Annotated in this window: 13 protein-coding genes; all 13 read right to left on the reverse strand. The window is 33.6% G+C overall.

Features of this window, described 5'->3' with window-relative positions; genetic code table 11:
* Window positions 1–2 precede the first annotated feature (2 nt).
* Window positions 3–2,813 carry a heparinase II/III domain-containing protein gene (locus J1D01_RS08160; RefSeq protein WP_421150472.1) on the reverse strand — a complete coding sequence of 937 codons (2,811 nt, stop codon included), beginning with the start codon at window positions 2,811–2,813 and terminating at the stop codon, window positions 3–5.
* Window positions 2,814–2,817: 4 nt separating this feature from the next.
* Complete coding sequence (locus J1D01_RS08165; RefSeq protein ID WP_421150473.1) at window positions 2,818–4,302, reverse strand: sulfatase-like hydrolase/transferase; 1,485 nt, start codon at window positions 4,300–4,302, stop codon at window positions 2,818–2,820.
* Window positions 4,302–5,129, reverse strand: coding sequence for an alpha/beta hydrolase (locus J1D01_RS08170; protein WP_421150474.1), 828 nt, complete (start codon window positions 5,127–5,129; stop codon window positions 4,302–4,304). The genes J1D01_RS08165 and J1D01_RS08170 overlap by 1 nt, the downstream gene beginning before the upstream one ends.
* A 9-nt stretch (window positions 5,130–5,138) precedes the next feature.
* A complete protein-coding gene (locus tag J1D01_RS08175; RefSeq protein ID WP_421150475.1) occupies window positions 5,139–6,458 on the reverse strand; it encodes a sugar porter family MFS transporter in 1,320 nt (439 codons plus the stop codon).
* A gap of 30 nt (window positions 6,459–6,488) precedes the next feature.
* On the reverse strand, window positions 6,489–7,577 hold the full coding sequence (locus J1D01_RS08180) for a glycoside hydrolase family protein (protein WP_421150476.1): 1,089 nt from the start codon (window positions 7,575–7,577) through the stop codon (window positions 6,489–6,491).
* A gap of 14 nt (window positions 7,578–7,591) precedes the next feature.
* Window positions 7,592–9,361 carry an alpha-L-fucosidase gene (locus J1D01_RS08185; protein WP_421150477.1) on the reverse strand — a complete coding sequence of 590 codons (1,770 nt, stop codon included), beginning with the start codon at window positions 9,359–9,361 and terminating at the stop codon, window positions 7,592–7,594.
* A gap of 201 nt (window positions 9,362–9,562) precedes the next feature.
* The gene (locus tag J1D01_RS08190; RefSeq protein WP_421150478.1) at window positions 9,563–13,561 is read right to left on the reverse strand and encodes a two-component regulator propeller domain-containing protein; all 3,999 of its coding nucleotides are present in this window, start codon (window positions 13,559–13,561) and stop codon (window positions 9,563–9,565) included.
* Window positions 13,562–13,690: 129 nt separating this feature from the next.
* Window positions 13,691–14,539: an alpha/beta hydrolase gene (locus J1D01_RS08195; RefSeq protein ID WP_421150479.1), complete on the reverse strand. Its 849-nt coding sequence runs from the start codon at window positions 14,537–14,539 to the stop codon at window positions 13,691–13,693.
* A gap of 28 nt (window positions 14,540–14,567) precedes the next feature.
* Entirely contained in the window at window positions 14,568–15,920 is a 1,353-nt protein-coding gene (locus J1D01_RS08200; RefSeq protein ID WP_421150480.1) for an alpha-L-fucosidase, read from the reverse strand.
* A 96-nt stretch (window positions 15,921–16,016) separates the two neighbouring features.
* The gene (locus J1D01_RS08205; protein ID WP_421150481.1) at window positions 16,017–17,318 is read right to left on the reverse strand and encodes an alpha-L-fucosidase; all 1,302 of its coding nucleotides are present in this window, start codon (window positions 17,316–17,318) and stop codon (window positions 16,017–16,019) included.
* A 43-nt stretch (window positions 17,319–17,361) separates the two neighbouring features.
* Window positions 17,362–18,675: an alpha-L-fucosidase gene (locus tag J1D01_RS08210; protein WP_421150482.1), complete on the reverse strand. Its 1,314-nt coding sequence runs from the start codon at window positions 18,673–18,675 to the stop codon at window positions 17,362–17,364.
* Between the two features lie 6 nt (window positions 18,676–18,681).
* Window positions 18,682–21,009, reverse strand: coding sequence for a GH92 family glycosyl hydrolase (locus J1D01_RS08215; protein ID WP_421150483.1), 2,328 nt, complete (start codon window positions 21,007–21,009; stop codon window positions 18,682–18,684).
* 230 nt (window positions 21,010–21,239) lie between these two features.
* Window positions 21,240–22,889: a RagB/SusD family nutrient uptake outer membrane protein gene (locus tag J1D01_RS08220; RefSeq protein ID WP_421150484.1), complete on the reverse strand. Its 1,650-nt coding sequence runs from the start codon at window positions 22,887–22,889 to the stop codon at window positions 21,240–21,242.
* Window positions 22,890–22,899 lie beyond the last annotated feature (10 nt).

Genomic DNA, 22,899 nt, shown 5'->3' on the forward strand with positions numbered 1-22,899 from the left:
ATTTATTGTTTTAGTTTGATTGAAATATTTTGAAAATTTGTTGGTGGCACTTTAAACTGCACCACTTTTTGTCCGTTTATATGTTTTCTTCCGCCATTTAACTGTTTAAAGCCAATATTTAAAACCACATCGCCTTTTTTGTAAATATCTGGTACGGTTAGTAAAATAGCATCGTTACAGGTTAGTTTAAACTGACTGCCAGTAACTAAAGTGGCTGCCCCTGATTTTTTACCTAAAATCTCGATAGTATAGCCCTGGTAACTTAATTTCTTTCCGGCACCAATAAAGAGTATTGCTCCCTTATCTTCTTCGGTAACCAACCCAAATGTGCCTGTAAAATTTATGTTGTTATAGCTATAAAAATCAAAAACATCGGAAGAAAACACATAGTCAGTTCTATTGCTTTTACTATCAATTTTTAAACCTACAAAACTTGATTTTGAATCTACCTTAAACGTCTTAACAGACTTGATAGTTGCTGGTTCATCTGAAGACGATGGTTCATAAACCGCCACAAAAGGGGTTTTCCAAGCTTCTCCATATTGTCTTACTACGGTAGTAAGTTGCGGTGCTTCTTCAATTTCCTTCGGAAGTATTTTTCTGAAAGCTTCGGAATGTGGTGCTTTTACTTTGAACAACTCTCGGTTTTCGTTGCCATTCATCCACATATTCATTTTTACATTTCCGCTGTTGATAGACAGATTATAAGTTGCCTTAAACGGACTGTCTACCTCCACTGAAGTTTCATCTGAAAAATAATCGTAAGCTTTAATATTTCCTGATTTTGAATTCAGTTTTGAAGATGGTTTCAAATCAATAGATTGATTTTCTAAGGTTGAAAAATCTAATTTCTGACCTAAATTATGATAAAAGTAATCGTGATAATTATCATCTCCCGTTTTAGTTCTCGACCTAAAAACATCGATATAATATCCAGAAGTTTCACCTGTTCTTACAATGGCCATAACTCTATTTTGGTCTGCATTGGTACTTGGTTCATGAAAATATAAGTCCGAAAAGTTGATATTAGGGTAATATCCAGTTTTCCTTTCTGAAGCTGGGTAAACGTGATTCACTTCAAAAGCATAATAGCTACGCATTTTATTATACTGCGATTTTCCGTTAACCGAAACCGTATTGTGCGCTGCAAACTGCGAATAGTACTCACGGTAATCTGGACGGTAATAGCTTGAACCTCGTCCGCCCTCTGGAGCTAACACATAGCCTTTTCCGTAGAGTTCCATAGCAATACCATTAGAATGTGTATGATTTCCTAAAGATGCTACTTGAGAAACCATTAACCCATGTTTTTCGTTCATACCATTTCGCATATTTAACCAACTTACGGTAGGTGCGTAAAAGGTTGCAGAAGTATAATCGGAAATATTTGCCGCTTCAATACTAGCATCTAATTCCACTTTAGTATTGTACAGCAAGTCTTTAAAAGCATTTTTAGGTTTAGTAGTTTTTAATAATTGCTCCTTGTCTTTCAGCATATACAGTAAAGCCATAAACTTTTCTTCTTGCGCTCTTTTATTAAATTTTTGAGCGTTGCTGATTAAGTCTAGAAAAGGTTCGGTTTTTAATTCGCCATAATGTGAATCTCCAAAAGCTACAATATGCTTATTTGGATATAAATATTGAGGCATTACGGCTACCGCTTTTGAGATTACCGGCATATTGGGCATGATATCTACTTCTAAAGCATCTTGAATGATTCTAGCCAAATGCGTATAGCCTTTTGCTACGCTTAAAGCATAACCAGAACTTTCGTTCCAAACCCCATTGTTATGGTCGTAGCCATAATCTAATACATCGTTTACAGACCATTGTCTGTCTTCCGATTCGTTAAAAACTCTATTTAGGTAATACTGACAACCTTTTCCATCTTCATAGACTTTGTTATCATCTAATACTAGAGCTATGTTAATGACTTTTTCGGCTTGATGTAAATTCCAGTTGTTATCTGGCACACCATTTTTGATGATGATTTCGGCTAATTTCTTTAAGGAAGTCGTGTAAATGTGATTTTTGTCTTCGTGATTTTCTTTTATGTAATCATAAAGAAAATCGTAAGTTTCGGCCAATTCATCTACAATATTTTCCTTAATGACTTGAAAGGATGTTAACCCAATTACATTCTGCTCATTACCTTTTCTTAAATCTACGGGCTCTTTCCTGTAATACAATCCGTGAGTGTAAACATCAAATAAATGATGTGCTAATTTAGCGTAGTCTGTATTTCGCTCAATAAAATACACCAAAGCTGCATCGCGAGCCATTCTCATAATATTTTCATTGATGTTTTCAATAACCCGACCTGTTACTTTAGGTTGCACCCACTCCCATTTTCCTGTATTTTTATTCTCTAGGTAAAGTCCTCTTTTATCTTCTAAATAAGGTTTTACATCTTCAATTCTGGGGGTTTTATAATCTGTAATATAATCACGCTGTCCTGTAAACATTACAGTTGGTACTGGTGCTTTTCCTGTAGCGTGCGAATAATACTTGCCATCTACAAACACATCTGTGGCATGACTTTTCCAATACATTTGAAAACGTGAAGACAGCCAATTGGGATCTGTTTTAAATTGTTGAACATATTTTGACACTTTACTTTTTATAGATTCATAAGACACCCTTACCTCTTCTGAATTGTCTATAAAATGCAACAATTCTTCACGATTAATTTCAGAAGAAATTAATCGTGGGTGTTCCCTTTTTATGCTTTCAGGAAATACGAATTGAGCATTAGCATCTTTCATAAAAAAGATACTAATACAGCATATTAGTAAAGTTATTTTTTTAATCATAAGACTATTCTTCTCTTACCCAAATATGACTTTCGTCTAATAATTTTTTGTACTCAACTTCTAATAACTCTTTCATCTCTTTAAAAACTTCTGGCTTTTGAGTAGATAAATCTTCAGATTCATCTATATCATTTTTTAAGTTGAATAGCACGTGGTCTACTAATTTGGCATTTTTCACTAAAGCCTCATTGCCATCGTATAAATTGTGGATTCTTGGTAATGTTTTTCCATTAGCTTCAATACGAGCTAAAATTTTCCAATCACCATTTCGCATAGCAACACGTTGCTCATTTATAGCATCATAAAATGCCCATATTAATGGTTTTTCTCTTGTGAATTCTCCTTTTTCTAGCAGAGAAACAAACGATTCACCATCTAATTTTCTATTGGGTAATTTTGCTCCAGATAATTCTGCAAAAGTTGGCATATAATCTAAAGCTGAAACTACTTGGTCTGTAGTTCCTGTGTGAATATCTTTTCCAATCCAATTAATGATTCCTGGCACTCTAAAACCAGCCTCGTTTGTCCAAAGTTTCATTCCCTTTAATGGTCCTGGAGTTCCATAAGAATGTTTTGCTCTACTATAACGCATTAAGGTTTCTGGCCCGTTATCTGAACTGAATACGATTAAGGTATTATCTATATTATTTTTATTAAAGTAATCTATTAAACGTCCTACAGCTATATCAACATTTTCAACGTTAGCAAAATATTCAGCTTCTTCTCTATTTTTAGCTTTTGGAAGGTATTTTTGAACTAAATCTTCAGGTGAAGCAATTGGTTCATGTGGCTCGTGAAATGTTACTTCTAAGAAAAATGGCTTATCATCTTTTTTATTTTCTAGCCAATTGATAGCTTCACTAACAATAATTTGGCTACTGAATCCTTCTATTTCACCAACTTTTTCACGATTACGAACAAAATTGGTTGGGTTTTTATGGCTTGGAGCTGCATTATTGTGTGTAGCCATCCAGTAATCAAAACCAAAATCGTCTGGCTGGGGTTGCTTATTGCTATTAAATCTAGAACTACAGTGCCATTTACCCACTAAACAAGTAGCATATCCTACCGATTTTAACATGGCTGGAATGGTTTGTTCGTGTGCTTGAAGATGTACCAAATCTCTATTATCTGGGCTTTTCTTTAAACCTGGAATAAAATCGTAAATACCTGCTTTATTTGGACTTCTACCAGTTAACAAGCCTGCACGAGAAGGTGAACAAACTGGTGCTGTAGAGTAAAAACTAGTAAGTTTTATACCCGTTTTGGCTAATTTATCTAGGTTTTTGGTTTCAATCACTGGATGTCCAAATGAAGATAAATCACCATAACCTAAATCGTCACATAGAAGCACCACAATATTAGGCTGCGTATTTGCTAAAGTTGGAGTTGATGTTTCTTGTGTGTTTTGAGTTGAACTCGTACTGTTTTTGCATGAAATGCACAATAAAGCTATTAATGAAAAAAAGTAAACTGTTTTAAATTTCATTAGTTTTTATTATTTGAATTATTAAAAAAATCATTAAAAAACACCATGTGGTATTTAATAGAATTTGCCCAATATTTATTGGTATGACCGCCTGGACGCTCAATATAATCGTGTGGAATTCTTCGTTCTAAAAGTTTTTTATGAAGACGAACATTGGCATCATAAAAGAAATCACCTGTTCCGCAATCAAAAAGAAATTTTAAATTCTTCCCATTAAGCAGATGCACTTGATTAATTACCATATTTTTATCCCAGTTATCAGGATGTTCAGCATATTTACCTAAACGGAGGCTCAATTCCCATTGTAAAGGAAAGCCTCTAACATCTACTCCGCCACTCATACTTGCAGCAATACCAAAAATATCTGTATGCCTAAAAGCTAAATATAAAGCGCCATGACCACCCATACTATATCCTGTAATAGCTCGATTTTCTTTATTTGCTTTAGTATTATAAGCCTTATCTACTTCTGCTATCAACTCCTTTGAAACATAGGTTTCATACCTCATGTGCTTTTCCTTAGGACTATCAAAATACCAACTGGTTTTGTGTCCATCTGGACAGACTAAAATCACATTGTATACATCGGCATAATCTTTAATTTTTGGTGCTTTTTCAAGCCATGCCTTGTGATTGCCTCCGGCACCATGCAATAAATAAACAACTGAGTATAACTTCCCCTTTTCTGGATAAGAATTAGGTGTAATTACTACATTTTTTATGGTTTTGTTCATTGATTCACTATACACCAAAAGCGTATCTACTTTTGAAGCAAACAGTTGAAATGAACAGCAGAAAAACAATAAAAGTGCAAGGTTCCTTTTCATGAAAAATATTTATTTTTTTAGCATAACATCTTCTAATTCTTCTAAAGTTTTTCCTTTGGTTTCTGGCATCATAAAAGCTACAAATAATAATTGTAGTACCATCATACCTGCAAATATTAAGAAAACATAACCTCCTCCTGCAACTTTTAATAATAGTGGGAATAAAGACGGAATAACCGCTGCTAAAACCCAGTGCGTTGAGCTACCAAAAGCTTGTCCTGAAGCTCTTAAATGATTTGGGAAAATTTCTGAAATAAACACCCAAATTACAGCGCCTTGACCTACAGCGTGTGCTCCTATGAATAAAAATAAAAACACAGGTACAAGTATTCCTGTCCATTCTAAAAAGAAGGCTGCAGATAAAAGACTTAATGATACAATATAGGCTATAGACCCTATGTACATTAAAGTTTTCCTTCCTAATTTATCAATTAAAAATACACCTAACAATGTAAAAATAAGATTAGTAACACCTAAACCAATACTATTTAATAAGGCTGAACTTTCTCCCAGTCCTGCAGATTCAAAAATACGTGGTGCATAATATAAAACTGCATTAATACCAGAAAACTGATTAAAGAAAGCTATTAAAAATGCTAAAATTAACGGGAAACGATATTTTTTTATGAATATAGTTTCAGACTTATCACTTTTATTTGCATGCGCATTAAACTCATTTATTTGTTCATTAACATCTACATTTGGATCTATAATCAACAATACTTTTTTAGCTTCCTCAACCCTACCTTTTGATAACAACCATCGAGGACTCTTAGGAACACCTAAAGCAAAAATAATGTACAATACAGCAGGAATAGCTTCAACACCTAACATCCATCGCCATGCGTTTTCACCAATATCACTTAATAAATAATTTGACAAATAAGCCACCATGATACCAAAAACGATATTAAATTGGTACATAGCCACTAGCCTTCCTCTATCTTTTGCTGGAGCTATTTCAGAAATATAAGCTGGTGCAGCAATGGTTGAAGCACCTACACCAAGGCCTCCTATAAAACGTGCAAATGCAAAAACATACGGATCGTTTGCTAAAGCAGACCCTATGGCAGACACTGCAAACAAAATCCCTATAGCTATTAAAGTATTTTTTCTTCCGAATTTATTAGTAGGGAACCCTCCAAAAATTGCACCAACTACTGTTCCCCAAAGCGCCATTCCCATTACTACAATACCATGAAAAGCCTCTGAAGACCCCCATAAAGTTTGTAATTTTTTATCGGCTCCCGAAATAACCACAACGTCGAATCCGAAAAGAAACCCTGCTAATGCTGCAGTGATAGACCATAATAATATTTTTTTACTCATTTTATATAAAGTGTTAATTAGTTTAATTAATTATTTATCTAAAGGAATAACCATATTCCATGTTTTTGTACCGTTTCCAAAACCGCCAGAACCATCCATAGTTGCGAAAAAAATATGTGTTGGCTTACCATTTTCTGTTAACACAAATGGGCGCTCTAATTGGCCTTGTTTTATAGTTTTACCATTATCCCATTTTACGGTTTTGGTATAGGCTCTTGGGTTTTTATCAACTTCCCAATGAATACCATCATTGGAATGCGCTAAAAGTCCGTCGCCTTTTCCTCCGGTTATCAATCCGCGTTGGTCTTTGGCTACCAAATGAAATCCGTCATCATCGCTCCATAAATGAGGGTCTTCCACTTCTCCTAAATGCTCCATAGAAAACAATGGGTTTGTGCCCACCACGGTATATTCGCCATCAAAAGAAGGTGCTGTAGCCACACCAATACACATATCACTATGTTTTATACCATCTTCTCGATAGCTTCTTCCTTTAAAAAGCAACACAACGGAACCATCTTCTTTAATTAATGGTGAAGGATTGGATGTTAAAAAACTATAATACGAATCAGGTTTTACATCTAAAATTGGCATATCTAAACGTTTCCATGGGCCATACGGACTTTTAGAGGTGGCAATTCCTACTCGTTTTCTCCATCGAGCCGCGATACTCCATTTTGTACCCAAACCAAATTCATTTACATTATTTGGTGTTACATCTTCAAAAGGATGTGTAGATCCCATATAGTAGAGAATATAAGTATCTTTATATTTTACAATTTTAGGATTATGACATGAGCGTCCGTCCCAAAATTGTGCTCCACGATTGCCCAAAGCCACATCTTCAAACTGGTAAGGGCCTTCGGGAGTATTGGAAATAGCATGAACAATTTCTGACGCCACCATCCACCCTGGGTGAAATGGCAAATAATTTGGCCATCTAGAAGCGTACATGTGGTATTTGCCATCATCGGCTTTAATTACAGAACTGCCCCATACCCAATAATCATCCATTTGCAAACCGCCATTTACAGGAGCTTCTTTTAAGTTATTGTAAATAGAGTTTTGTGCATTACACGACATTAAAACCCCAATACAAAAAAGAAAAAGATATTTCATAACTCTGCTATTAATTAGTTTTTGATAGGTTGAATTTTTATCTCTTTTAAGTTTAGTGCAGTCCATTTTCCAACAACAGGCATTAGAGATAATTCCTGCTTTCCTTCTTTATTTATAGTAATAGTTCCCAATTCTAATTTTTTGAATCGTTTAATATTTTTTCCACTTGCAGGAATTTTTATGTTTTTTGTTTGACCGTTTACCGAAACCGTAATTTCAGTAGGATCTTTTGCTGAGTAGTTTCCAATTAGTTGAAAAGTTTCTGGTGTTTTAATTTCAAAATTCCAATACACTCTAGCCGTTTCACTTTCCCAACTGCTTATACAATCTAAACGCTCGTCATATTGCGCTCCTGGTCCTTGAAGATTTTCGTACTGCGCTCTATACGCTGGTAAAACTACTTCGCCCTTTTCATTTTGAGCCAATGGTTTTTGTGGTAAAGCATTTGGCAAACCTTTCAACTTTAAAACAATAACAGATGACACACTATCTGGTGCTTTACCAGTTAATTTCACATTAATACCGTTATCATGGATTTCTGTTTGAAAAGTTCTTGATTTGTTGGTTAGTAAATAACAAGATTCTACTTCGTTTTTTAATCGAACAGGTAGAGCTCCTCCATCTTCCCAATTGTAAACATGCAAATATAATAAGGCTTTACCCTCAACTTTTTTCATGGTTATTCTTCCCCAATCTGGTATGGTTTCGGTAGGGCTTGCTTGTGTGCCATAAATGGCTTCGCTGTTTTTATCCATCCAAGCACCAATAGCTTTTAATCGGTCTATAGCTTCTTGCTTTAAAGTTCCTTCGTGTGTAGGACTTACATTAAGCAAGTAGTTACCTCCTTTACTGGCTTGATCTATTAGGTTTCTAATTAAGGTTGGAATAGGCTTAAAATTATCATCATCACTTCTATAGCCCCAACTTCCGCTTATTGGCTGGCATAATTCCCAATATTTTGCTTCTGGTTTATATCTGGGACCATTTCTTTCAAAGGTTTTATGATCTCCAGGATAATCATCGCCCAAGCGGTCGTTTGTTATAATTCTAGGTTGTAAAGCTGTTGTGATGTGATATAAACTATCTACCACTTTTTTAGTCATTTTTCTTGGTGTATCCCACCAAAAAATAGCAATGGGGCCATATTCGGTTAGTAGTTGTTTTACTTCAGGTAACGCTTTTTCATAAACATATTCATCACTACTTACACGCTTTATGGTTTTATCCCAATGGTTACCCATGCCTCCTGGGTGATGCCAATCTTGAGCTTGTGAATAATAAAACCCAAATTTAATGTCCTGTTTTTGACATTCTGCAGCTAATTCTTTTAAAATATCTCGTTTAAAAGGAGTTGCTTCTACAATATTATAATCACTAGCTTTAGAATTGAACATTGAGAATCCATCATGATGTTTTGCAGTAATAACCATGTATTTCATGCCTGCTTGTTTTGCTAAAGACACAAATTCTTTAGCATTGAATTTAGTTGGATTAAAATCTTTAGCTAGTTTTTCATATTCTGCAATGGGGATTTCGGCGCGGTTCATAATCCATTCTGCACTATTAGGTTGCGCTTTTCCGTTATAAAACCCTGCCAGTTTAGTATAAATACCCCAATGAATGAACATACCAAAACGAGCTTCCTGCCACCACTCCATTCGTTCTTCATCCGAAATCTGTTCTTTAGTTTCTATTTTTAAAACTTTAGATTCCTTAATATTTTGTTTACATGCTGAACTTAAAATTAGAGCCAGTAATAAACTTAAAATTGCAACCTTTTTCATTTTAAAATTTGCTTTTAAATGTAAAAACATATAATAGTTACAATAATAAAAATTACAGTGTTTTTTGAGTATAAATCATAGCGCATTGATTATAAACTATTGCTCTTTTGCTGTTTCTATGACTACGGCTACTGATTATTACAAAGGTTTAAAGTATAATGAAAATAATCTCTTAAAAGACAACAGAGAAACTAGTAATTATTATTTTAACAATTTACTAGGTGGAAATCCAAATTGCTGTTTAAAACGGCGACTAAAATAAAGCGGATCATTAAACCCAATTAAGTCTGTAACTTCTGACACGTTATATTTTCTAGTCTTTAAAAGTTGTGCTGATTTTTTTAACCTAACCGTTCTAATAAATTCATTTGGAGACAAATCTGTTAACTCTTTAATTTTTCTGTAAAGTTTTGATGAGCTCACCCCTAATTCACTACACAAAAAACTAGTTGTTAAATCTGGGTTACTAAGGTTTTTCTCTATTGTCTCAGACACTTTTTTCATAAAATCTTCATCAATAGGAGAATGAGTTAACAGCCCTACATCACTATCAGCCTCATCGGAAAATTTAGATTTTAACTCTAATCTTGTTTTTATAATGTTTACTATTCTTGATTTTAACAATGATGGATCGAATGGTTTTGTTAAATACCCATCGGCTCCAACATCAAACCCTTTTACCATATCTTCATTTTCAGAGAGCGCTGTTAACAAAATTACAGGGGTGTGACTAATAAATTCATCATTTTTAAGCTCTTTACAAAACTCTAATCCGTCCATCACTGGCATCATCACATCTGCCACACACAATATTGGATTTATTTGCCTACACAATTGCAGGCCTTCTTTTCCATTTTCGGCTTCATAAACTTTGTAGTAATTTGATAAATAATCTACCAAATATTTACGAAGTTCAAGGTTATCTTCAATTACCAAAATCTTCTCCTTAATGTTGGTGTTAGTAGTTGTTTGTTTAGCCTGTATTTTAGGAATTATATTGTTTTTTTCTTTATTGGCAACAATCTCAAATATTTCATCATCATCATAAAATTCGCGTTCTATTGGCAATGTAACCGTGAACACACTACCTTTATTTGGTACACTTTTTACATTAATTTCTCCTTTATGTAAATCTACCAACGACTTAACCAAAGACAAGCCAATACCAGAGCCGGTATTATTTTCTTTACTATTTGTAGCTTGGTAAAATCTTGTGAATATTTTTTCTTGACTCCTTTTAGGAATTCCTATACCATCATCACTAACTTCCATAATCAAAAAGCCATCGGCATTATCTTTTATGCCAATATACAAATCTACATGACCATATTTGTCTGTAAATTTTATAGCGTTAGACAATAAGTTATATAGAATTTTATCGTATTTATCTCTATCAATCCAACCAAAAAGCGCATCGGTTTCCTTATTAAAATTAAATTGAATTTGTTTGTTGTATGCAAATTCTTTAAAAGAATCGAAGGTGTTTTGGGTATATTGTAAAATATCTGTTTTAGATACTTTTAACTTTAACTCACCTGTTTGGGCTTTTCTAAAATCTAGTACTTGATTCACCAAATTTAATAACCTACTTGCATTTTGATGAATTAGATTATATCTACTTTTTTGATAATCTGTACTTTGATGATTAGACTCTTCTAAAAGCTGCGTAACTGGCCCTAAAATAAGTGTTAATGGTGTACGTAACTCGTGAGAAATATTGGTAAAAAATCGTAATTTTTCATTGTTAAGTTTTACATCACGCTCTCGGTTTACTTTTTCGGTTACTAATTCCTGTTTTAAACGCATGCGATTTTTTACTTCAATTCTTATAAAATAAATTATGGCTGTAATGATTAATAAAAACACTAATAAAGCTTGATAAGTTAACCACCACGGACGTTCAATTTTAATATTGTAATCTACAACTTCACTCCAATGACCATCATTATTACTAGACTTTATTTTAAATATATATTCTCCTGGAAATAAATTGGTATACTGTACGGTTCTGGAGTTACTGCTAGTGGTAATCCAATCGTCATCAAAATTTTCTAGTTTATATTGAAATTTATTAAGACGTTCATTGCTGTATGATGGTGAAGAAAACTGAAATGAAAAGTTTCTATTTTTATAACTAAGGTTTAACGTTTTGGTTTCGTTTATATCCTTTATAACTGGTGTTTCATCATTTATTTTAGAACCAGGAAGAATAATTTCATTATCAATTTTAATTTCTGTTATTATGGGTAATGGTGATTGCTGATTTTCTTTAATGCTATAGGGCGAAAAATAAATAATTCCGTTTTTTCCGCCCAAATAAATATTAGAATCGTTAAAATTGTAAAATCCGCGCGAACTAAAAAAATCTAGCCTATTACCACTGTTTACATGATAAATATTATAACTATCATTAACCGGATTTATTTTAGCAACACTGTTATTATTTACATTTAGCCAAAGATTTCCGTTAATATCTAAGAGCATATCTGTAACCCATTTTGAGGCTAATCCGTTATATCCTGTAATGGGTACAAAATTATTTTTGTTTACATCAAAATAGCTTAGCCCTTCTCGGGTGGCTGCCCATAATTTTCCAGAATTATCAAAAGCAATATCACTAACATTATAATGTGGCAAACCTTCGCTTTTATTTAATGATGGAATATAAGTGGTTTTTGTTTTAGATGTTGTGTTGTACTTTATTACTCCGGCTTCTGTAGCAAACCAAAAATTACCCAAACTATCAATTACTAATTCATTAACGTTTCCATTATCTAACAAAACGGTATTATTTGTTAATTTATTAGGTTGCTTTATGGTTAACATATTGGCTCCTTGACCAAATGAACTAATTACAATTGTATTATTATTGATAATTTGAATATCTGAAATTGGAATATCTTTAAAACCTACATACAATTCTGCGGAAGTATTGTTTAAATAATTATACACTAGCACATTTCCGTTCCACAAACCGCAGTAAAAATTCGTACCATCATTAGAGTGCACACATGCTATATCTTTTTGACTGCTAAACATAGGCACAAAACCTTCTTCCTCTTCAATAAAAAGTCCATTATGCCTTGTAGCTGCCACAATTTTATTATTGTATGATTTGGCAAACCCTCTAATACGTGGTGCTTGTCCTTCTATGTATTTTGAAATATCTTTATTGAAATGAAACTGGTTTTCATAAGGGTCGTATTTATCTAAACCATCTTCTGTACCAATCCATAAAATTCCGGTTGCATCAAAAAAGAGAGCAGACACCAAATTATCTACAAGCGATGTTTGATCAGACAAAATAGAATAATACCATTGAAATTTCCCTTTTGCAATATCTTCTAATTGATTACATACTAAAAGGCCACCTAAAGTACCTACCCAATATTCTCCGTTAGGTGATTGCTCCATAGATACAAAATAAGGACCTAAGGCATCGCGTATTTCGCTATTTTCTATATATAAATTTTCAAACTTATTGGTGTCTTTAGCTAATTTATAAAGACCTTTACGCGTACCTATAAAAATGTCTTTTTTGTCATCTTCATAAATAAAATTTAAATAGGGATTTACATCTGTGGTGTTAGGAACTTTAAGCGTGTAAGTTGTAGTTTGCTGAATAAAACCTTTACTATCTAGAGTTAATTTAGCTACCGAAGCTTCTTCATAACTTCCTATCCAAATATTTCCATTAGAATCTTCAAAAATTTCTTTTATATAATTAAAATTAGGCAAATTAACTTTTTCAAACCGCTTTTCTTCTAAATAAAAAATATAGAGTCCTTTATCTTTTGTACCTACCCAAACTCGTTTATATTCATCAACATAAATGGAGCGCACCTCTTCATCTGGTAAACTTTTTGGGTTATTTTTATCATTTAAAAATGTGGTAAATTTATAGGTGTCTAATTGCAGAAGCGTTAGCCCTCTTCTTGTTCCAATCCATAGATTATTTGTATCGTCATCAAGCTCTAATACGGTAATATCGTCGTTATTAATTTTATTGTCACCTTCATCTGAACTTAGATACGATTTAAATTCATAACCATCAAACCTATTAAGTCCCGAAAAAGTACCTATCCATAAAAACCCGTGTTTATCTTGCACAATATGGCGCACAGAGTTATGCGACAAGCCTCCTTTGTCGTTATAATGTTCAAATTTTATGTTCTGTGCATGTGAACAAAAAAAGAACATTAATATAAAAATAAGAACAAAGCGTTGTAGCATGATGTTAATACTTTTTATATTGAATACCTTGTTACTATTCAAACTAAATCAAGCAATTTTTATAATGGAATTTATTAATTTTTACTTGTTAGATATTTATTGACTTAATATACTTTGCAACCATTTTTCGGCTAAAACAGGCCAAGTTTCGGCTGCTAATTTCCCTTTTCTTAAACCATAACCGTGACCTCCTTTTGGTAACATATGTAATTCTACAGGGATTTTATTATTTCTTAGAGCTGTAGTAAAAACCAAAGAGCTGTTTCCGTAAGGATCATCTATAGTCCCAAAAATGAAATATGGAGCCTTTTTATCTCCTATTTTCAACTCGGGACTTAAACTATTATGTTCTCCTTTGTCTAAATATGCTGGATAAATAAGCATGGTAAAATTGACTTGACTAGAGGCTTTATCTATACTATCTATTGCCATATAGGATTGCTTTTGAAAATTTAAAGAAGCATTAGCAGCTAAATGTCCGCCAGCTGAAAATCCCATAACACCTATCCTTTCATCGTCTAAATTATACAGTGCAGTATTGCTTCTTACCCATTTTATAGCACGTTGTAAATCTTGTAAAGCACCTTCTCTTTTTTGTGGCACTCTATATTGTAGTACAAAAGCCGTATACCCTAAACTATTTAACCATTTGGCAATTTCTGTTCCCTCTTTATTAATTGCCAATATTTTATAACCACCTCCAGGGCATATTATAATTCCGGCTTTAGAACCATTAGGTTTTTTGGGTTTATAAACCGTTAAAATAGGGTTGGTGATATCTGTTAGCCGTATAACATTCCCTGTGGTATTATTTGTTTGTTTTGCTTCTTGTTTAGGTTGGGTTTCTCCTGACACTTTATTTGGCCATAGCTCTATAACGTTATTTGATTGAGCCTCAACCAAACAAGAAAAAAATATTATTAAATTTAAAAAAGCATATTTCATGCAGTGAATATACTAAGGATAATTGTTTTTACCTTATTACAATTTTAAAACCTGTAATAGGAATTTCATTTTCAGTATAATTTGGCATTTCAATTCTCAATCCTACACCATCCTGTTTCCAAACTACTTTTCTGTTGGTGCTTAATTGAGTTACACTTTTCACCTTAAAATTTGAAGCGAAACTTTTTATAAGTACTTCTGGTTTATGATAACTACATACATAAGCATACACATTACCATTTTTAAAGGTAAATTGCACTTCTGGAATAATGTCTTTTGGAGTAGCATCATGCACTGCATCTTTTAAGGTATTTTTACCTTCCTTTTTTTCAATTATTTCGGTTTTTTTTTGATTGGTAAGTATTTCATTTTGAATTTCCCAAGGTTTAGACCCATAAATTCCCTCTCCATTCTTATCCATCCATTCTCCTATTTTCGCTAATCCTTCCTTTGCCAATGGGGTTATTTCTCCTTTTGCAGTAGGACCGTTATTTAGTAGCAAATTACCGCCTTTACTTACGATTTCAAGGAAATGGCGCGTCATTAATTCGGGTGTTTTATAAATGGTATCGTACTCTATATAGCCCCAATTTTTTCCCATGGTAATGCAAGCTTCCCATGGTTCTGATTCCAAACCTTTTGCTATTTTTTGTTCTTGAACTTTATAATCTCCTAAATTGTTCCCTATTCTACTATTTATTATACAGTTGGGTTGAATACTTAAAATTAAATCTTTTAATTCTTGGCTTTCTTCTACAGTAATATCATGTGGTGTATCAAACCAGATAATATCTATTGTTCCATATTGTGTAAGCAACTCTTTTACTTGTGGTTTTACTTTTCTTTCGAAATACCGATGAAACACTTTGGCATCTTCATCAGGGTAATCTACTATATTACTACGTCCACCTTTAAATGGCCAATCGGTAGGCACATCTGGGTCTTCCCAATCGCGACCTAAGGAATAATAAAACCCGAATTTCATTCCGTGTTTATGACAGGCTTCAACCAATTCCTTCATGGGGTCTTTGGCATAAGGCGTGCGTTTTACAATATTGTAGTCGCTTGATGGTGAATTAAACATTGCAAAACCATCGTGATGTTTAGACGTAATGACTATGTATTTCATTCCTGCATTTTTTGCAGTGAGCACCCAGTCTTCAGCATTAAAATTTACAGGGTTAAAATCATCGGCAATAGTGGCGTATTCCTTTAGAGATATTTTCTCATGAATCATAAAATGCTCGTTACCTTTGGCTTTATGTCCTTTCCAATACCCCGCAGTTTTAGAATATAAACCCCAATGTAAAAACATACCAAATTTGGCATCTTTCCACCAATCCATTTTATCGGCAGACTGCGCGTTAACTAGATTGCACATGAAAGCAATTAGTACTATAAAGACAATATTTTTTCTATAATTAGTAAACGTCATAAGGAAACATTTTTTCGTTTAAAACTTAATAACTCCAAGGTATTACTCAGTGAATTCAACATTGGTAACCTTTACCACGATGGCATTAGGCCAAATTTTATTATTGTATAGTCTATGGGCCTTACTTACCGATATTTCTAACCTATCCTTATGCTGAACAAACGTAGTTTTCGGGTCGTTTTCTGGCCAGTATTCTACCACCTTGTCATTTTGCCCAAGCACAGATACCTGTGTGTTTTTAGTCGCTTTGATGTTTTTTAGTAAAAAATTCCTTCTAAAACCTTTAAACCAATGTTGCTGGTTGGTAATAAACACATAAGCCGTATTTTCGTTTTTGGCTTTTGTAAACCATATATCTCCATCTTTTATAAGTCCAGGGACGGTTCTTACATTTTTTACAGCTTCGTTATTTACAAACATCCACAATGCTATTTCACGTAAACGTTCTTCTTGCTCAATAGGAATTTCACCGTTAGGTTTAGGTCCCACATTCATTAAAAAATTACCTCCTTTTGCTCTAATTTCAATGAGTTTATTAATAAGTTCCTTTCCACTTTTATAATCTTCGTTGGTGGGTTTGTAAGCCCATTGCGTTCCCATGGTCATACAGGTTTCCCAAGGCCCAGGAATAGCGGTATTGGGTATTTTTTGTTCGGGAGTACTTATTTCGCCACGCGTTACCATAATGTTAGGGTCTTTCTTATGGACAAACTGAACAATATCTGCCTTTTTAAAGGAATCGAAAAACATCATATCTGGACTGTAGTTTTCAATTAACTCTGCAATTTGTTTTTTGTCGTACGCCAACAATTCTGGGTTTTTATCAACACCACTCATTTCTCCTTTTCTGGAAATTAAATGCCCTTGTTTGTAAATAAAACTAAAATCTTCGGGAGAAAAATAGAATCCTACCTTAATGCCATATTTTCTTAACGATTTGGCTAACATACCAGTAATATCTTTTCCGTAAGGGGTATTCATGATATTGAAATCGGTAGTTTTGGTATCCCACATGCAAAATCCGTTATGGTGTTTGGTTGTAAAAACCACATATTCGGCTCCTGTAATTTTAAACAATCTCGCCCACTCGTCTGGGTCAAATTTATTAGGAACAAAGGTTTTTGGAAGTTCATTCATGTAACGTTGTACATAGTCTTCGGAAGCTCCTACCATAGAATGACTTATTACAGTACCCAATTGTGAATCCATGCTCCAATGGATGAATATACCAAAGCCCATATCCATAAAATCTTCTACAATCGCCGGTTTATTTTTTAATTGTGCTAATGTTGAAAAACTTATCGTTAAGCAAAAAATTAATGTAAACTTTAAATTTAAACGCATGCTATATTTTTTTGTGCTATTATTTAGTTATTAAATATTGTAATTAATCATTGTTGTTGACAAACTCCACGTTAGTTAATTTCACTACCAGCGCATTGTGCCAAATCTTGTTATTGTAAACTCTTTGCGCTCTGGTTATTGAAAGTTCAACGTTGTGTTCTTGTTGTTTAAAACGAGATTCTGGTAAGTTATTGGGTGAATATTCTACCACCAAATCATTTTGACCTAACACCGAAATCTTTGTATCTTTTGTAGTTTTTACGTTATGGATGTAAAACAGTCGTCGTTTTCCTTTAAACCATTCGGGTTGATTTGTAATAAAGGCATATACCGTGTTTTTATCTTTGGCTTTTGTAAACCATATATCGCCATCTTTAATTTGGGTAGGTACAGTTCGTACATTTTTTACAGCTTCGTTGTTAACAAACATCCAAAGTGCTATTTCTCGTAAGCGCTCCTCTTGCTCAATGGGTATTTCACCGTTTGGTTTTGGTCCTACGTTCATTAAAAAATTACCACCTTTTGCTCTAATTTCAATGAGTTTATTAATAAGTTCTTTTCCACTTTTATAATCTTCGTTAGTAGGTTTGTATGCCCATTGTGTACCCATTGTCATGCAGGTTTCCCAAGGTCCTGGTTGCGCTCCTCCAGGTATTTTTTGCTCTGGCGTACTCATTTCACCTCTGGTTACTACAACATCAGGTGCAATTTCGTGTACGTACTGTGCCATGGGTTTTGCATGAAACGCATCAAAAAACATGACATCAATAGGACCGTAATTTTCAATTAATTCTTTTACCTGAGCTTTATCATATTCAAAAAGTTCTTTATTAGCGGTAACTTGAGTCATTTTTCCCTTTCTAGAAATAAGATGCCCTTGTTTATGAATAAAACTAAAATCTTCAGGTGAAAAATAGAACCCAACCTTTAAACCATATTTACGTAAAGATTTCACCAACATGCCTGTAATATCTTTTCCGTAGGGTGTGTTCATGATATTGAAATCGGTAGTTTTGGTATCCCACATACAGAAGCCATTATGGTGTTTTGTAGTAAATACAACGTATTCTGCACCTGTAAGTTTGAAAAGTCTTGCCCATTCGTCTGGGTCGAAATCTTTGGGGTAAAACGTTTTGGGAAGCTCTTCTATATATCTTTTCACATAATCTTCGGAAGCCCCAACTAACGAATGACTAATAACACTACCCAACTGCGAATCTAAACTCCAATGGATGAATATGCCGAAGCCCATATCCATAAATTTCTCGTTGAGCTCTGGTTTGTTTTTAAGTTGCGCGAAAGACGATACATTAATTAATAGGAATGCTAAAATAACAAATATCTGCTTTGTATTCATTATAAATTATAAATTAGGATTATTCGACATTTCTAAAACCAGTTGCCCTCCATTTACAATATCGGAATGTTCTATAAAATAGCCATTTACAGATTGCTTATTTAACTCTATTTTATTTACATAAACATTACTTGGAGAGTTATTGTTTGCATGAATAACAAACTTTTTCCCTTTATAAAAATCTGGGTTTAATTTAATAGTTATTTTATTAAAAACAGGACTTCCTATCTGGTATTCTGGGTTATCATCGGTACCGCCATTCATTTGAAACAACCCTATTTTCATGAGTACAGCTAAGCTTCCCATTAAGCCTTGGTCTTCATCTCCATTATATCCAGTAGAAGGCGACAAACCACTAAAAGTTTTATCTACGATACTACGGCTCCAGTATTGCGTTAAGTCGGGTCTTCCCAATTTATTAAACACAAATGCGGTTTGTATAGAAGGTTGGTTACCATAGTTAATTGGTATTCTTCTATACTCTGGGTGTTCCTCTAAATCGTGCGAAGTTCCTGCCGTAAAACTAAGCTCGCTCGCCTCTTCAAATTGCTTGTTTAGTTTTTCTACAGCTTTTTCTTTTCCTCCCATTAATTCTGCTAACCCCGTTAAATTATGAGGAACAAACCAAGTTGCTTGCGCACCATTAGCTTCTACAAACCCTACTTTATAATCGTATGGATCGAAATTTTTAAACCACGTATTATTAACATCTTTAGGGCGCATCCATCCTGAAGTTTCATCATAAACATTTTTAAAGTTTTCAGAACGTTTCAAGAAATAATTATAATATTCATTATGACCTAATTTTTTGGCTAATTGAGCCAAAGTCCAATCTTGATAAGCATATTCCATAGTAAGGCTAGCTCCGTCTTGATGCCCTGCAAATTTACCTTCTGGAATTGGATATGGCACAAAGCCTTTTTCTAAATAGTATTTAAAACCACCGCCTAAATTGGTTTTATGCTCATACCCCGCTTTTTCCATAATACCACCTTTCATATGGTTGCGTTTTAAAACTTGGTATATTTCTTCTAAATTTTCGGTAATTAAGCCTTCTTGAATAGCACTTACAATAAACGGTGTGCTAGAAGAACCCGTCATTACAAAAGTATAATTACCTCCCGATGGCCCTCTAGGAACTAAACCACCATCTTTTTGATATTGTAAAAGCGATTGTACAAATTCTTTTTTTATTTCAGGATAAACTAACCCCCAAAGGGTATTAATTGTCCATTGAGCTCCCCAAAACGAATCAGAGTTATAGTGGTTAAATTTAGGGTTTCCATTAACATCTAATGGTAATTGACCTACCCTAAAAGTATCTCCTGTATTATCAGGATAGGCACCGTTGGCATCACTAATAATTCTACGACCTTGTAAGGCATGCCATAAATCGGTATAAAATCTTCTTTGGTCTGTTTCTGTACCGCCTTCTACATCAATTCTTCCTAATAATTCGTTCCACTGCTCTTTAGATTCGGCAACCACATCATTAAAATTCCAGTGTGGTAATTCTTTTTTAATATTTTCGGTAGCATTTTCAATTGATGTATATGAAATGCCTACTTTCATAAGCACCTTATCTTTTGGATCTTCAAGGTTTACTAAATAATTTCCTGTTTTAATATCTTTTTCTACAGAAGCAATGTCTGTATTTAATTTTGCTTTAAAATAAACGGTGAAAGGTTTTGGTCTTCTTATAGTCGATTCCATAATCAATTTGCCTACTAACTCATTTTTACTAATTTTTGTTAGTTCTCCACCTATATTTTTACATGGTCCTAACTTAGTATTAAGATTGAATAAAATCGCTGCTTGGGTATTTTTAGGAAAGTTATATTTATGAAACCCTACGCGCGTTGTGCTTGTTAATTCTGAAGTAATTTGATATCTATCTAACTCAATGTAATGATATCCTGGTGTTACTTTTTCTGTTTTATGACTGAATTTTGAATAAAAATCGGTAAAAATGGTTGCTTTATTGTTTTCTGATACCGTTACTGGCATAAGAGATATTCCTGACATTTGCCACGCATGAATATGACTAAAGCCTTTAATGGTATCTGTTTTATACCTATAACCACTGCCCCAAGCTCCTTTAATTTCTGTATCTGGACTTAGGTTAACCATACCAAAAGGTCTGCTTGCTGATGAAAAGAAAAACCATCTAGAGTTTTCACTATCTAATAAAGGATAGACTTTAGTAGTATAATCTATAGCCTGTGTGTTTTCAGAATTTTCTACAGACTTTTCTTTTTCTTTACAGGTTAGCAAGGAAAATATCACAAGTATTATGATGTATATTTTCGTTATATAAGTATAATGTAACTTCATTATTCTTGGTTTAAGGTATGTGTTAATTGTTCAGATGTAATTGCTCTACTTATCCAATTTTTAGGATGATTATTTTTTATAATTCTTAACTCATTTTTTTCAAAAAAAAAAGCAACAAAAGATTATTTTCCTAGTTGTTAAATTAAAATATAGGCAGGCAAATTATCGCCTGCCTATATAAAAACTAAAATAAACTAACTCTAAAAAACTAAATTCAATTTCAGTTGCTATTATTCATAATTTGGGTTTTGTGTCATAGTTTCTGGAGAAAGTTGAATTTCTCTAGTTGGTATTGGTCTTAATAAATGTTTTGAAGCATCAAATGCACCATGATCTACTACATGAGGATTATACATTTCTATACGTTCTTCTAGTTTCCCCATACGTTTTAATACCGCCCAACGATTAGTTTCACCAGCTAATTCTAAGGCACGTTCTTCTAAAATTGTATCTAAATCAATTGAACCGTAATAATCAACTACACCTGTAGCACGTTCTCTTACCCTATTGATATGGAATAACGCTTGAGTGGTGTTTCCTGCCCCTAAATAAGCCTCTGCAGCTAATAAATGGGTTTCAGCTACTCTAAAGATAAAAGTATCACGTGCACCTCCATTTTGGTCAAAATAAATTTCATCATCAAACTTTTTCATTATTGGAAAGTTTACAAAATACGGATTTGATGAATATGTGTAATTTACTCCCGCAATATCATCTGGCTTACCCCACAGGTATTCATCTGGTTGATATACCCAATACCTATCTAACTTATCGGTAAGTTCAGCTATATCAAGTGGTTCTTTAGGAAAATATACCACTGTATCTCCTGGAATAATCACATCGTCCTCCCAAGCAGACTCTTCATCGGCATAAATAACACGATGTATGGTTACGTCTTCACGCGTATCATTATCAGCAAATAATGAGTAAAAATATGGTGTCATCATCAAACCATCTCCTTGTACACCATATTGGTTTGAACGACTTACACCCGGATAATCGAATAAATTGTACATAAATAAGGAGTGCTTGTTGTTATTTCTATCGCTTGCAAATGCATTATTTTCCCATTGTGCTGCAAAAAGAATTTCATCGTTTATTTGATTATCATAATCAAACACCTCAGCAAAGGTTTGGGTTCTAATATCGTAACCACCTATAGCTTGTACAGCTAAATCTGCTGCGGTTTGAAAATCGTTCGCTCCTGCAAAGGATTTATAAGCTCTGGTTAAATACACTTCAGATAATAAGTGTTGTGCAGCTCTTTTTGAAAAACGCCCTACCTCTGGATTGTCCTCTAAATCTAATATAGCAGCTTCTAACTCACTAATAATTAAAGCAAATGTTTCTTCTTCTGTAGAGCGTGTATAATCGTTACGAATACTAAGTGGTTCTTCTAAATCTAATACTACACCGCCATATTGAACTGCCAAATTAAAGAATGCTAAGGCTCTTAAAGCACGTGCTTGTGCTATACCATAATCTCTAGCTTCTAAATTAGTATCGCTCCAATTAACTTGGTTTTCGTAACGGTTTATTGCTGTATTAGCTTTAGCTATTACATTATAATTGCTACTCCAAACACCATTGGTTTCGGGGGCAACAAAATTATTGTAATCATTAGTACTACTGAACGCAAATAATTCGTTTTTGGTTGTAAACAGGTCTGTACCTGCAAATTTATAACCATGGTTTCTATACACCGATCTAGTTGCTGTATATAAGCCAACTATTAACTGGTCTGCGGTATCTTCAGTAATGAAGTTTTCACTTGTTACTGCTGAATACACATCTTCTTGTATAAAGTCATCACAGGCATTGAATAGCATTGAAAAAACAAACAATGCTATAACTGGTTTTATGTTTTTATATATTTTCATTTTTAATATA

The organism is Seonamhaeicola sp. NFXS20, from assembly GCF_049132085.1.
In the GTDB taxonomy this organism is placed as follows: Bacteria; Bacteroidota; Bacteroidia; order Flavobacteriales; family Flavobacteriaceae; genus Seonamhaeicola.

Bases quoted from the DNA above. Each gene is read 5' to 3' on its own strand.
- J1D01_RS08185 (WP_421150477.1), bottom strand. From the start codon at position 9,361: ATGAAAAAGGTTGCAATTTTAAGTTTATTACTGGCTCTAATTTTAAGT.
- J1D01_RS08160 (WP_421150472.1), bottom strand. From the start codon at position 2,813: ATGATTAAAAAAATAACTTTACTAATATGCTGTATTAGTATCTTTTTT.
- J1D01_RS08170 (WP_421150474.1), bottom strand. From the start codon at position 5,129: ATGAAAAGGAACCTTGCACTTTTATTGTTTTTCTGCTGTTCATTTCAA.
- J1D01_RS08175 (WP_421150475.1), bottom strand. From the start codon at position 6,458: ATGAGTAAAAAAATATTATTATGGTCTATCACTGCAGCATTAGCAGGG.
- J1D01_RS08215 (WP_421150483.1), bottom strand. From the start codon at position 21,009: ATGAAGTTACATTATACTTATATAACGAAAATATACATCATAATACTT.
- J1D01_RS08220 (WP_421150484.1), bottom strand. From the start codon at position 22,889: ATGAAAATATATAAAAACATAAAACCAGTTATAGCATTGTTTGTTTTT.
- J1D01_RS08195 (WP_421150479.1), bottom strand. From the start codon at position 14,539: ATGAAATATGCTTTTTTAAATTTAATAATATTTTTTTCTTGTTTGGTT.
- J1D01_RS08165 (WP_421150473.1), bottom strand. From the start codon at position 4,302: ATGAAATTTAAAACAGTTTACTTTTTTTCATTAATAGCTTTATTGTGC.
- J1D01_RS08190 (WP_421150478.1), bottom strand. From the start codon at position 13,561: ATGTTCTTTTTTTGTTCACATGCACAGAACATAAAATTTGAACATTAT.
- J1D01_RS08200 (WP_421150480.1), bottom strand. From the start codon at position 15,920: ATGTGCAATCTAGTTAACGCGCAGTCTGCCGATAAAATGGATTGGTGG.
- J1D01_RS08180 (WP_421150476.1), bottom strand. From the start codon at position 7,577: ATGAAATATCTTTTTCTTTTTTGTATTGGGGTTTTAATGTCGTGTAAT.
- J1D01_RS08205 (WP_421150481.1), bottom strand. From the start codon at position 17,318: ATGCGTTTAAATTTAAAGTTTACATTAATTTTTTGCTTAACGATAAGT.
- J1D01_RS08210 (WP_421150482.1), bottom strand. From the start codon at position 18,675: ATGAATACAAAGCAGATATTTGTTATTTTAGCATTCCTATTAATTAAT.